This window comes from Segatella sinensis (assembly GCF_040095255.1).
Classification (GTDB): Bacteria; Bacteroidota; Bacteroidia; order Bacteroidales; family Bacteroidaceae; genus Prevotella; species Prevotella sinensis.
Genome location: NZ_JBBNGE010000016.1, coordinates 30,536 through 43,584 on the forward strand (window position 1 = coordinate 30,536; position 13,049 = coordinate 43,584).

10 protein-coding genes are annotated in these 13,049 nt (G+C 40.4%); 4 read left to right on the forward strand and 6 right to left on the reverse strand.

Annotated features, from left to right (window positions below):
* The first annotated feature begins 8 nt into the window (after positions 1-8).
* The 3 genes from AAAT87_RS06380 to AAAT87_RS06390 all read left to right on the forward strand — a co-directional run bounded on the left by AAAT87_RS06380 (position 9) and on the right by AAAT87_RS06390 (position 5,645).
* Positions 9-1,148, forward strand: a complete 1,140-nt coding sequence (locus AAAT87_RS06380; protein ID WP_349225965.1) for a nucleotidyltransferase domain-containing protein — start codon at positions 9-11, stop codon at positions 1,146-1,148.
* A 442-nt stretch (positions 1,149-1,590) separates the two neighbouring features.
* Positions 1,591-3,375, forward strand: a complete 1,785-nt coding sequence (locus tag AAAT87_RS06385; protein ID WP_349225966.1) for a DUF262 domain-containing protein — start codon at positions 1,591-1,593, stop codon at positions 3,373-3,375.
* A gap of 2 nt (positions 3,376-3,377) precedes the next feature.
* A complete protein-coding gene (locus AAAT87_RS06390) occupies positions 3,378-5,645 on the forward strand; it encodes a DUF262 domain-containing protein (RefSeq protein ID WP_349225967.1) in 2,268 nt (755 codons plus the stop codon).
* A gap of 283 nt (positions 5,646-5,928) precedes the next feature.
* Here AAAT87_RS06390 and AAAT87_RS06395 read toward each other — a convergent pair whose 3' ends face one another.
* The gene (locus AAAT87_RS06395; protein ID WP_349225968.1) at positions 5,929-6,258 is read right to left on the reverse strand and encodes a hypothetical protein; all 330 of its coding nucleotides are present in this window, start codon (positions 6,256-6,258) and stop codon (positions 5,929-5,931) included.
* Between the two features lie 147 nt (positions 6,259-6,405).
* On the opposite strand from AAAT87_RS06395, the gene AAAT87_RS06400 reads away from it, so the two are divergent.
* A complete protein-coding gene (locus AAAT87_RS06400; protein WP_349225969.1) occupies positions 6,406-7,314 on the forward strand; it encodes a helix-turn-helix transcriptional regulator in 909 nt (302 codons plus the stop codon).
* Between the two features lie 97 nt (positions 7,315-7,411).
* On the opposite strand, the gene AAAT87_RS06405 is transcribed toward AAAT87_RS06400, so the two are convergent.
* The 5 genes from AAAT87_RS06405 to AAAT87_RS06425 form a co-directional block, all read right to left on the reverse strand.
* On the reverse strand, positions 7,412-9,055 hold the full coding sequence (locus tag AAAT87_RS06405) for an ATP-binding protein (RefSeq protein ID WP_349225970.1): 1,644 nt from the start codon (positions 9,053-9,055) through the stop codon (positions 7,412-7,414).
* A gap of 40 nt (positions 9,056-9,095) precedes the next feature.
* Complete coding sequence (locus AAAT87_RS06410) at positions 9,096-9,413, reverse strand: hypothetical protein (protein WP_349225971.1); 318 nt, start codon at positions 9,411-9,413, stop codon at positions 9,096-9,098.
* Positions 9,414-10,016: 603 nt separating this feature from the next.
* Positions 10,017-11,546, reverse strand: coding sequence for a MobV family relaxase (mobV, locus tag AAAT87_RS06415; protein WP_349225972.1), 1,530 nt, complete (start codon positions 11,544-11,546; stop codon positions 10,017-10,019).
* A gap of 299 nt (positions 11,547-11,845) precedes the next feature.
* A complete protein-coding gene (locus AAAT87_RS06420; protein ID WP_349225973.1) occupies positions 11,846-12,220 on the reverse strand; it encodes a hypothetical protein in 375 nt (124 codons plus the stop codon).
* An 86-nt stretch (positions 12,221-12,306) separates the two neighbouring features.
* Positions 12,307-13,035 carry a hypothetical protein gene (locus AAAT87_RS06425; RefSeq protein WP_349225974.1) on the reverse strand — a complete coding sequence of 243 codons (729 nt, stop codon included), beginning with the start codon at positions 13,033-13,035 and terminating at the stop codon, positions 12,307-12,309.
* Positions 13,036-13,049: the final 14 nt, after the last annotated feature.

Below are 13,049 nucleotides of genomic sequence, written 5' to 3' on the forward strand. Positions count from 1 at the left end.
GCAAAATGATGGAACAAAACAATAATATGGCAGACTTGTATGGCATGAGCCAAACAGACTATCTGAGAGAATACTTCAATAAAACAGATACCCTAACGGCAGTTTACCTAGGAGGCAGCTACACCGAACTGGAAACAGGAAAGGAATATAAGGTATCATATATCTCTGTGGGAAGATCATCCTCCATGATTCTTCTGGAGGGATTTGAGAACAAAGAGTATAACACCATCTACTTTAAGATCCTGGAAAATGGCAAGGAGATTGAATATACCAAAGAAAAGAGATTCTTGTTTCCTCACCTTCTCAAGGTTCACAAAGCTATGCAAGAGCATTATTCCATTAAGGAAAAAATTCTCGGACACCTCCATGAAATCGAGCAGCAACACCACATCAAAATACTGTATGCCGTAGAATCCGGCAGCAGGGCATGGGGCTTCTCATCTCCTGACAGCGATTGGGATGTACGCTTCATCTATGTCCATGAACCAGAGTGGTACTTTCATATCGAAGAGCAAAAGGATACCATCGAGCAGATATTTCCTGATGAAACGGATATGTCGGGCTGGGACCTGAAGAAAGCCCTGCGTCTGTTCAAACGTTCCAACCCTTCCCTCTTTGAATGGCTCCACTCCCCTATCATCTACTGCAAGGACGAAAAGTTCATCGGCGAGATACAGCAAATGGAAGACCAATACTTCAACAGGGAGAAAGCCATGTTTCACTATAATCACATCTACAAGAAGCATAATGACAGATACATCAAGGACTATAGACTGCCATTAAAGAGATTCCTCTACTACCTCAGAGGCATCCTTGTATGCAAATGGTTAACAGACGAAGGTACCGTTCCACCGGTGAGATTCTCTGAACTGGTAAATGCAACAGTAGAAGATACAAGCATAAAGGAGAAAATCGCCCACCTGTTGCAACTCAAAAAGAAAAGCAACGAGCATAACTTGGAACCAGTGGATGAGCAGCTCTTCTCTTGGGCACAAGAATGGGCAAAGTTCTACGACAAGAAAGTAGAGCAGATCCACCCAGGAAAAAAGACTTGTCTTGATGACAAGCTCAACAAGCTGATGTACGATACTGTCAACAGAATGGCTACGGAAATAACCAACGCCCCATCTGTACAGCTATTCAATTAGTTAATATAAGAAGGCTTAAAGCTTCATTCCTGTAGGTTAACAGAAATGAGGTTTTAAGTTTTTTATTTTACCCTATGGGCAGCATTTGAGCATAAGAAAACAGTTAACCAGAAAAATATCTTTGCCCCCCATTTTATGTGCAGGATCTTTTTTAAATGAATCAGAAGCCAGCTCTATCTACTATGAATCAAAAGAAAACAAGGACATCAGTACTATAAATCAGGTTAAAAGTGCTATTAAATTGCTTCACAATGAACTTTTAACACAAAATATGTTGGATTAATCAAAAAAACACTTAACTTTGCAGCCATAACAGTTACTCTTTAATTTGTTGTTCCTCTGTCATTAAACGACCATAAGGGCAGTAACTTTTTTCCAGGAAGCTGTTATTATTTCCCCTATATATTAGGGGTATGTGGAATTTTAAACAAGATTCAAACATATGGCAACAAATTTCAAAACTCTTAAGGAGTATTTTTACCCAGATAATGGTAGTAAAACATTCATCATACCGAGCTACCAAAGGGGGTATAAGTGGTCTGTTAGAGAATCCAAAGACGAGACTTCGGTTGAGTATTTGGTTTCTCGCCTTATTGACTCCTATCGTAATAATCCTAACCAGCAGTATTTTCTTCAAGGAATGACTGTTGTTGAAGAGGGTAATGAAGTAACCCTAATAGATGGACAACAGAGAACTACAACATTATATCTCTTATTGTGGTGTCTTGACCCTAAAAATATAATACATAAAGATATTTCTTTGAACTATAGTATTCGAAAGCAATCAAAAGAGTTCCTGGAGAAACTGAAAGAACCAGAATTTGACTACAACTCATTTGACCCTGATAACAAAATTCAGGACATCTACTATTTTAAGCAGGCAATCAGCCAAATAAACAAGCTCATTGCAGCGATTACAGACAGGACTGATTTCTTGAATTATCTTTTGAATAAAATAAGTCTTCTTTATATCGTCATAGATCGCACTAAAGCTGTCCGTACATTTACAATGATGAACGGACAAAAAGCTATTATGCATGATGAAGAACTCATTAAAGCAGAGATGCTCCATATCGTTTCACTTCCTGAAGAGATTAAAGGCCTCCCAAAAATGAGAAGTGTAGAAGACACATATGCTGTTCTTCAAGAAATCATATCTGTTGAATGGGAAACCAACGCACTACGCTCTAAATATGCTAGAGAATGGGACAAATGGCTTTATTGGTGGAATAGAAAAGATGTCAAGGAGTTCTTTAATGTCAATAAGCCAATGGGATTGCTCCTTGAATATTATTTCAAGAAGAAATCAGGTTCAAAAAATGAATTTTCCTACAAATCATTTAAGCAACTTATTCCTGACGGGAATAAAACAAGAGCAAAAGAAGTATTTAAGGAACTTCGCGATTTACAAAAAGAATTCGAGGATGTCTTTAATGCACCAACATCATATAATTACCTGAAACTTTCTCTTATTGGCTCAAATGGTGAGGCAGACGATAAATATAATATAATTATATACTTTCTGGAACACAAACGTGATTATGAAGCAATGAATGATTACGCCAAGTGGCGTTTAGTTGGATGTACTCATAAAGAAATTGTAGAAGAATATACTATCGATGCTATAAATACAGAAAAGCGAACTCCTAATTCAGAAAAGCGAGTAGAAAAAGCAAAGATTATATTAGAGAAACTGTCAAAAGCTCATGTCTATAATGTCGAAAATGACGCAGCCTTAAAGCAGTTATTATGGCTTAACGTTACTGAGTATAACAGACTTAATGCACAGAATGGTGTGAAATTTGATTTTTCAATATGGGAAAATAAATCTCTAGAGCATATATATCCAAAATCAAAGTTCTATCATACAGAATATGATAAAGACCATAATACGGAAACATATATTAGGGGAGATGGTACAGAGCTGGAAAAAGACCAAATTTCAGATTTGAAGGATTCACAGGCCGTATTCAGCAACAATTCAAGATATAGCGAACATTGTATCGGAAATCTCGTACTGCTGTATGGTAAAGATAATTCTGAATTTGGCAAACTATCTTTTGAAGAAAAAAAACAAAAGTTTTTCAATAATGAAAGATGCTTCGAAAGTAGAAATTTACTTCATACTATCTCCTCGTTTGCTAACAGTAAGTGGGAAATAGAAGATATAGAAAAGAGCGCAGATAAGTTTCTCAATCTTTTTAAGAAATTATACAATTTAGATTAGACATGAATAAGGTTATAAGTTTTATTAGTGGCAGAGATTACTCATTAGCAGACCTGTTTGGAGGTGATACAAAGATTATCATACCTGATCTGCAACGTGATTATTGCTGGGGTAATTATGCAGTTACTGACCCAAAGTCTAGCAAGACTAAGGAACTAGTATCTGACTTTGTTAAAAATATTATCGAGTTATTTGAAGAAAAAAATGGCTCATCCCTTACTATGGGGCTAATTTACGGATACGAACAACCACATAATCATATCCAGATATGTGATGGTCAACAAAGATTGACTACTCTTTTTTTACTTTTGGGCTACATAAACATTAAGTGTTCTGGCGTATATGATGATTATATTATCTCAAAGCAGGAAAGAGAAGACGATTATGAACCTCATCTGCAATATGCAATCCGTGAAAGTACCCTTTATTTCTTAAGCGATCTTTCACGTAACGTGTTCATCGAAAGAAATACAAGAGTTACTGATATAAAACTATCAAACTGGTATTTTGCCGAATACGACAACGATGCATCTATCCAAAGCATGACTGCTGCGCTACAAATCATAGATAATGTATTTAATTCGTTGGAATTTAATTGTTTTTTGGAACTTGGAAAATTTGTTTTGAACAATCTTAGAGTTCTCTATTATGACATGGAGAACCGTTCAAGAGGAGAAGAAACTTATGTTATAATAAACACTACAGGTGAGCCTTTATCACCCACAGAAAACATCAAGCCAATACTTCTTGGTAATTCCAAATTAACCAAGGAGCAAGTCCAATTGTATTCAGACCAATGGGAAGATAGAGAAGAATGGTTCTGGAAGCACCGTGGGACTGACACAACTTCAGACAATGGCATGCAAGTTTTTTTTATGTGGTATTGGCAGATTGGACTTATTTCGGTGAATGAAAAACCTGTGCCTTTGAATCCAAGAAATCTGTTTATAAGTGCTCCAACAAAGACGAAAGAGATGGAAAATTATGAGAAATTCCGTTCTCTTGACAATATTGAAAAGTATTTTAAGGCATTGACAAGACTTGTTGAAAAAATATCTAGCGATGTTGAGCTTCAGACTATTCTGCATAGTATTTATAGAAGACAGAATAAGGATATAGCCCTAGATAATCAAGAAAATGTCTGGCAATGGCTTAGAAATGCTGATCTGGATATCGTTTTGCCACTGATTGCATTGTTAGCAGAACATCCTAATACAAAACAGCTGACAGCATTTACACGTCGCATTAGAAGAAATTACTTCGATGGTTTGTGGGCGAAAGATGAAAATAATGTAGATACAAGAAGGGGACAAAACAAAATGGATTGGAGCGATTTGATACAAATAATTAACCAAGTAGAAGATAAAGATCTGCTCAATATTGAAAACGAAAAGATTACATTCCCTAAAAAAAAGCGTCACATTCCTATATGGTATGACAAGAATGAGCAAATCAAGGACAAACTTCGTGAGAAACACCCTGAAGCCATAGACTTATGGGAGGATAATGAATACCTAATGGGCGATTTAACTCCACTTTGGAACGATTGTAACAAAGAGGATATTGCCTTTGAAACTCTTAAGGAACGTTTCTTGAAAATAGACAAGTTGTGCAGAATGCTTAATGAAGACCAAGTAAAAAAAGAAGAATACCAGTTCTCGAATTGGTATAGACTGTACCGTGTAATTTCCGGACTCGTTCAGATTGGACATATCCAACGAACAAAATGGGAATATGAGGGCTGCTACTTTTCCCACAAGGATGAAGCACCATGGTGGCTTGAAAAATCTCAAATAATGGAACTCATATCAAGTGACGACCAAATTGAATATATGAAGAACTATATTCGACATGAGGTATCTAAGTTTATAAGAGCCCCTCATGACCATATTGAATTGATAAAGTCTTGGCTTACACTAAAGGTTTTGAAAGCTGACAGTTGTAAGGAAGGAGTATATCTTCTCAATTATTATGATGACAGAGCCGTTTCTGCCTATATAGATATTCAATCTAATTATATAATTCCATATGAATCATTTAATTGGGGAAATATTTTATTAGGTTACTCGTATAGTTATACCATCTACCCAGCTCGTGACAGCTGGAATTGGCAACAAGTTGCCAATCTGGATTCTCCTTTGTTCGATATTCCGTATATTGGTTATGATAACGATGAACATCATATCGAAAATGATGATATAAAAAAAGCTCATGATTATATCAATGTTTTAATAGATTCATTTCTGAACAACAACGCTATTGTCAAATGAGAGAAGAGATAGTCAAATATTATCACATACTACTATGCTCACGCCCATCATCCCCCAAGGGCGTGAGCATAGTCTTTAACAAGCAAATATTTATAAAATAATAAAGTCGAATGCCAACTCCCTAATAAGAGATTGCAAAATTCACATACGGAGGCGAGAAATGTAGAAAGCTGCTTGAAAAGCTCCAAGATAATATAATGGAAGGTGAATGAGCAACTCCCTTGCAAATATCTTTATAAAATCCAACCATCATTTATCAGAGCTTCGTCATATGGAATCAAGATTAATGCTTTGCAACGTTTTCAGTTTTGTAAGCCAGTATGATCAACAGCAATCTTTGCTCGTCACCTACCTGTATCCTTTGGGTAAGTTCCACCTGGGCAGAATCCGTAAATGACTGCCCTATAGACATGAGCTGAATAAGTTCTCCCATCAATAACGGGTGCTCTACAGAAGATACAATCTGAAAGGACACCTTATTATATAGTGACCAATCTACAAGTGTATACTGTTGAAAGGCACGGCAGATAGCCTCTGCCCTACTCTCGCCATCCATTTGAAAGGAATAGATACGGCGCTTGACTATTTGTCTGTTTCTGTTACAATTCATCATTTCTTTCTTTGTTTTTGATGCAAAGATAGAAAAAGGGGGTGTAAAATCACTTCACACTTAAAAAATAATTCAACTTGTGCAACATCTTTTCCTATCTTTCCGTTATCTTTGTACCGAAATAATAAGAAACGAAATAAATAAAATAATATGGCTATCAATCAATTGAATAAATATGTCTGGCTGGTGGAAACCATTCATCGGGCTAGAAAAAGGGGAGGCATCACCTTAAAGGAAATCCAAAGCAGATGGAAGGATTCTGATCTCAGCGAAGGAACGGAACTCTCTCGACGTACCTTCATCAACAACCTCCATTCCATCGAGGAACTGTTTGAAATCAGCATCTGCTGTGGCAGCGGATACCGCTATTACATTGAGTATAGTGACTGCTTCGAGGAAGGAAGTGCCAGAAGTTGGATGCTCAATGCCTTCTCCCTCAATGCCATGGTTGGCAACAGTCGCAAGCTCAAGGAGCGTGTACTCCTGGAAGATATGCCTTCAGGCAGAAACTATCTGGAAGACATCATCAAGGCGATGCGTGACAACCGCGTCATCTCCATATCCTACTATAGCTTCAATACAGAGGAGTATCATGAATTTGATATTCATCCTTATTTCGTAAAGGCTTTCAAGAAGCGTTGGTATGTGGTGGCTTACAGTCCTGGCACAGATGACATCCGATGCTATGCGCTCGACCGTATGGAAAATGTCACCATCTCTGAAGAAACATTCAAATTGCCTGAGGATCTGAATCCTGCTGAATATTTCAAGGATTGCTTCGGCATCATCAACAACGAGGACTCTGAGGTGCAAAAGGTGGTACTCAAGGTGGATGCATTCCAAAGCAACTATATCCGCAACCTTCCTCTCCATACCTCACAAAAGGAAACAGAGCGCACAGATGAATATTCTATCTTTGAATACCATCTGAAGCCTGAATTCGATTTTGAACAGGAGATATTCTCCAACATGGATACCATGGAAGTATTGGAACCTCAATGGCTAAGGGAGGGTATTGCCGAAAAATTGAGAAATCTCACTAAGAAATACCAGATTTAATCAATTAAGGAATATCAGATACAATCATCTGAAACTAGGAGAAAAAAGCGGCAAATACATTTTTCGTATTTACCGCCTTTTCTTTATGGGTGATGCATCAGAACCCAACCTTTCTCTTGGGGGTTCTTCCTTCCAGCCTTTCACTATCGCAATACCCGACAAGAGATTTGAGCATAACCGCCGGTTTGCCATGCAAAATGGATTGGATGGTATAATGACGGGCAATGTTCTCAATCTCTCCACCACTGAAATCATATCTGGCGGCAAGGAAAGAAGCATCAGCATCATTCAAAGATGGTATCATCGTTTGCCAAATCTGTAAACGACCATGCAAATCAGGCTTTTCAAACTTCACTTTATAGAGGAAACGACGCTCGAAAGCCTTGTCCATATTCTCGGCAAGATTGGTTGTGGCAATGAGAATGCCATCAAGTTGCTCTATCTCCTGAAGAATGATGTTCTGTATATTGTTCTCCAGTTTATCCACAGCCTTCTCTGCACCCACCATACGCTTGCCGATGATGGCATCTGCTTCATTGAAGAGCAGAATAGGAGTCTTCGCCGATTGTTTCACCATCTTTCTGTAATCTTCAAAGACGCCCTTGATGTTCTTTTCGCTCTCCCCTACCCACATGCTCTTGATTTCCGAGATGTTAACCTGTATAAGGTCACGACCCGTTTTCCTGGCTATCTGAAGAACCGTCTCCGTCTTTCCGGTACCTGGTGCACCATAGAATAGGCAGGCAAAGCCACTTCTGAAATTGGTTTCCTTCAAGCGGTCTCGGATACTCTGGAAATTCTTTTCATCCAAGAGTGCTGCGAGTTCTTCTACCAGTTTACGTTCCTTGTCGTTGTAAAACAGCTGTTTAGGCTTGATACTCTCAAAGGACAACATGCCACCTTTAGGACGGGAGCCTCGCATAGCAGAAAGATTCATCTCAGAAAAGAGCAGCTTCTTTGCACAGTCTGTAATCTTAAAGGATTCCCTGTCGGCAAAGCCGTCATCGTTGGTATATTCTATGAACTTTTTCTGCAAGAAACGATGATTTCCTTGGCTAAGGTCTCGCTTAGCCCATCGCCAGACCGACTCACCTTCCTCATAGATGAAATTCAAGTCATTACAACGGATGTCATCATCGCCATCGATAACGAAGAGCGTACACAGCAAGATGAAAAGCGGAAAGTCTTTATCCTCCGCATCTATATCATACAATGCCATTGCCTTGACAAATGCCAGGTTGCTATTCTTGACAACCAGCGCTCTGAGTTTCTTTCTCAAAACCTGTTTGTTCAGTTTTTCGCAGCGGCATTTCGAAAAAAGTTCATCAAACTTATCAAACAGTTCTCTGGCTGTGAATTCATCCACATCCGAAGGAATATATCGCTGATTATGCTGGAATGCCTCCATCACCTCCATCGGGATGCTATAGCTGAGTCCTTCAATCCGATTCTGACAAACATATTCCTTATCGATAAGTTCCTGAGTTTCGTTGGAATATCTGAGCAATGTCAGGATTCTGCAATCCAGATAATCTATTAGGTCAGAAAACTGGATATGGGTATCATAACACCGGTCGGCAAAAAGAGCCATAATAGCACTAGCTCGCTTGGAGATACATAGCTTGTCTGAAACAAAACCAAGATAGGAATCTGCCTCCTGGTAAAACTTCTCTCCCAGCGAAGAATCCTTGGCTTTATCTACGATCATCTCAAAGGCTTGGAGCAAGTCCATTTGCTCCATATCTTTTTTATATGATATAGGCTGATCCATATGTGAACATTTATAAGGCAAAATCATCTTCTTCCTCATCCTCCCTATTTGGGAACATGATACTTCTCTCAAGTTCGGGGTCAAAGAAAACATTTCCTTTCTTCACCTGCTTGATTTTCTTTTGAATAGAACTGATTTTTTTCAGCTCAGAAAACTGTAGATGCTCTCCGTGGAACTCCAATAATTCATTCAAATCTTGCTCAAAGCAACTTACTTCTGATTGTAATTCATCAAAGGCAGCCTCGGAAACATTGAATAGATCTGCATCAAGGACCTCATTCAAACGAATTTCAATTTTCTTCAATCGTTTTATTATTGACGTATTCATTTCTATATTTTTAAACATGAAACTGATAATCGGCAGTTATTCAAAACATAACCGTATTTTTATTTTCTGGTGCAAAATTAAGAAACACCTAGGAAAATTCATTTCACAGGTTGAAAAAACATCTTGTGCGTAGTCATTTTTCTTAGAAATCTTCATATTTTGCTAAAGCCAGTAACTAAAAACAGTATTAAGGTTCATATAACCGGGAACGAGACCTTGCAATAATAGGGATTCTATGAAGGAACAATTTGATGAGATTTCAATTCTTTGGAATTGATATATAACTAGCATCTAAGAGAAAAGAGAATCTATACCTAAAAACAACCACAAAAGCGCAAGTGTATTAAACAGTGAAAATCGTAATATAATTTAAACTATAAAGCCATTTACCTTTATTATATGCCAAAAACAGACAACATGGATGAATAACAAAGAAGAGAGATTAGATGCTATAAGACTTCCTGCGTCTAGCCTACTTCCGTTCCTACTTATAAGGGGCAAAAAACAGATAGCTGTTCGGCATGAAAGATGCCCATACATCCCCCAAGCCGAACAACTATCTAATGATTCATCATCCAAAAGGCAAGAACCAGAATCTAAACTCTATCGTTTCCTCTGCTGCTTCTGTGCAGGGCGCATCATGTGAAGGGCCATGAAGAAACAACGCTGACGGAAAGCCAGGTCATCCTCATCATCCCGTTTGCCCCATCCAGTACCAGGGCTTCCACCCCCACCACCGGATTGAGAGATCCTGGTAGCAGCATCCAGATAGCCCAGATAAAGAGCAGCCGCGATGGAAGTAACCTGAGCAGCACAGTCCATGATGGTTTCTGCTATGGAACCATCAAAGAGAATATCTCCTGCCCGGAGCGCCACATCTCTGTGATCAGAAGGAAGTGAGGAAAGGAAGTCATTATACTTTGCAGCCCGACGTTTGGCATCTGTAGCCATCATCATGTAGCCCATCTGCTGCATCTCCTTGACGGTAGTCTTGCTGAGAGAAGGAACCTCCTTCTGAAGCTTCTGCTGAACCTCCTCAAACTTCTTCTCTGCCGAGTGGGTCTTTGACTGCAACTGGTCAAGCTGGCTCTCTGCCGTATGGAGCTTTTGAGTTTTGTCGGCAATTTTCTCATCCACTTCCCGAAGTTCACTGTGTATCTTCTCAAGACGCGCCTTTGCCTCCTCAGCACTGATCTTACCTGATTCACGGTCTTGATTGAGCTGCTCGACCTCCTCCAGCAACCTGTTCTTCTTAGACTCCAAATTGGTAATCATGGTCTGAAGAGCCTTGAAGCGGGCTGTGGCATGCTTGATGTCCTTCTCCAAACCGCTTAAGGTAGCCTGCTGCCTTTGGATAACCCCCTGGTTACCCTCGATGGTCTCAGAGAGCTGCTCGTTTTCCTGCTGGAGCTTCTTTCTCAGATCCTGATGATATTGCTCGATGGTACGATGCCTGGCTCCGGTTTCAGCCACCCTGTCACCACGCTCCAAACCATAGGAGAGATTGATTTGGGAGATTTCATTGTGAAGTTCGGTCATCCTCCTGCTATATGCCATCTTGCTGTTTTCCTCCCCCACCATCACCTTTCTCCATGAAAACTTATTCTGCTCGGTGATAGGAAGAAGCGTACAATGAATATGGGGATTCTTCTCATCCAGATGGACTATAAAGGCGGCGATATTCTTTTCACCATACTTTTTACTCATAAATTTATACATATCCAATGCCCAGGATTCAATCTCAGGCATTCTCCTGATATGCGCATTGTCAGAACCAGGTTCCAGATTCACCTCTTGAGATCCAAACGCCAGACGGTGCATCTGGTCTCTTGACCCGCCCAAAATGACGTTTGCCACAGTCCTGTATCTGGCCTCCGGCAAACCCTTGTTGGGGTCAACCACCCCCCGCTGCTTCAATATCTTCTTGATTCTTGAGGGAATGGAAGACTTCTTGTCTACCGGCACGATGATGCCTCCCGGCCCCACTTCAAAGTTGAGCTTTTCCCGGGAGGGATCATAATTGCCACTCCACTTCTTCAATCTTTCGCCAGTGTTGGCATTACGGAGATGCTCATTGCTCTGGGAAGTGGTCATACCTTTACCTGCATGTACGTCCAATACTTGCTTAGCCATAAAAACTGAATTTAAAGGGGGAATAAAGGGTTCTTAGGGAAGTAGTCCCTGAGCCTAATGAAAACACGGCTTGCCGCACGAAGTCCCCCTGAAACAGGGGTGTTTGAAACATGTTTGGTCACAAACTTGGTATTAGGCTCCCCCCTGATGTTGAAAAAAGGGCTTACGGCGCAAGCGCCCACCTGGAAAAACGTACCCTATTGTAGGGCAGTTGACCTCAAACTGGAAGGCACCTGGCCGAAGCCGAGAACAAAATTAACGCTTAAAATCCTTTCTGGAAAGAAGGCTGACTATGGAAGCTATATGCTGTCAGAGGGAGAGAGAGCCGGACTAAAGAGACCAGGCTTCAGATGAACGACCTTGCTGGTTACCATGTTGCATACCTGCAGGACCTCCAGCTTCACGAGCTGCTCCACAAAAGCCAGCACCGAAGGACGGCTCCATCCCCAGGCCTTGATAAGCTGGGCAATGTTGACGTTCATTTGAGAAGAAGACTGCTTGGCCTCCTGATAGCGGATGAGCAGATCCTGCAAGGCCTTCAGGCGAGAGAATCTGTTGGGATTGCGATAAGCATAGTCGTTGCAAAGATAAGCCATGAGCTCTGACGACATTCTGATAACGAAACCATCCTTCTTGCCGTGAAGCTCAGAAGTGGTTATATTTTCTTTTACCATTTGGTTATAACTTTTGGATATAATGTTTGAACTTAGAAAAACTACTAGATAGAATATAAATATGTGATATAAGCTTCCCGAAAACCCTAGGCTGCCTGCTTCTCCTGCTGCCCGGAGCCCAAGTCCTGCCATCTTGCTTTTCCCCTGGGTGAAGATGGCTGCTGAGGGAAAGGATAAATGATGCCTGCCATGAGCAGCATCATGAGCAATTCAAAGAGCAGAAAGCTGCGTCCCATGGAAACCACCACCATCAGAATGGCTACGGAAGCAAGGGAAATCTGCAAGATCCTGCTTGCATGAATCCTTAGAAGAATCCTGTCGGCAAGACTATAGGAAAACAGCATCATAGTGTATCCCAGGGCAATGACATAAACCCAGGCTTGGGTTAGAAAGGGGTAAAGAAGGCTCTCCAAGAGCTTTCCCGAACCCGGCATCATGACTTCACCTAGAAAGGGTACTCTTATATGATAAGGTGTGAGACTCATAGCCCCAGACAGAAGAGACGATTCCCCAAAAAGCTGATAAACCTGCCTTGCCGCATGATAATCCACCACCTGAAAAACCAGCATCATGACAAGAAGCACCAAGATAAAGAATTTTCTTCCATTCCTGCTTCTGTGCATCTTCCCATAGACATAAGAAATCCATGCCTTCACCTTGGCAACCTTCCTTCTGATGCAAGGCATCCTGGTAGATAGAAAGCTATAGAAACTTCTCCACTTCGGGGAGCTGGAAGCCTTGGGCTTGATCACATAATGGAATACAAAAGGCACCAGAGTCAGCAGCAGGGCCAACACCACCTTTAAAACAATCATCACCATTTTTTAGA

Bases quoted from the DNA above. Each gene is read 5' to 3' on its own strand.
- AAAT87_RS06390 (WP_349225967.1), top strand. From the start codon at position 3,378: ATGAATAAGGTTATAAGTTTTATTAGTGGCAGAGATTACTCATTAGCA.
- AAAT87_RS06395 (WP_349225968.1), bottom strand. From the start codon at position 6,258: ATGATGAATTGTAACAGAAACAGACAAATAGTCAAGCGCCGTATCTAT.
- AAAT87_RS06400 (WP_349225969.1), top strand. From the start codon at position 6,406: ATGGCTATCAATCAATTGAATAAATATGTCTGGCTGGTGGAAACCATT.
- AAAT87_RS06405 (WP_349225970.1), bottom strand. From the start codon at position 9,055: ATGGAGCAAATGGACTTGCTCCAAGCCTTTGAGATGATCGTAGATAAA.
- AAAT87_RS06425 (WP_349225974.1), bottom strand. From the start codon at position 13,035: ATGATTGTTTTAAAGGTGGTGTTGGCCCTGCTGCTGACTCTGGTGCCT.
- AAAT87_RS06385 (WP_349225966.1), top strand. From the start codon at position 1,591: ATGGCAACAAATTTCAAAACTCTTAAGGAGTATTTTTACCCAGATAAT.
- AAAT87_RS06420 (WP_349225973.1), bottom strand. From the start codon at position 12,220: ATGGTAAAAGAAAATATAACCACTTCTGAGCTTCACGGCAAGAAGGAT.
- mobV (WP_349225972.1), bottom strand. From the start codon at position 11,546: ATGGCTAAGCAAGTATTGGACGTACATGCAGGTAAAGGTATGACCACT.
- AAAT87_RS06410 (WP_349225971.1), bottom strand. From the start codon at position 9,413: ATGAATACGTCAATAATAAAACGATTGAAGAAAATTGAAATTCGTTTG.
- AAAT87_RS06380 (WP_349225965.1), top strand. From the start codon at position 9: ATGGAACAAAACAATAATATGGCAGACTTGTATGGCATGAGCCAAACA.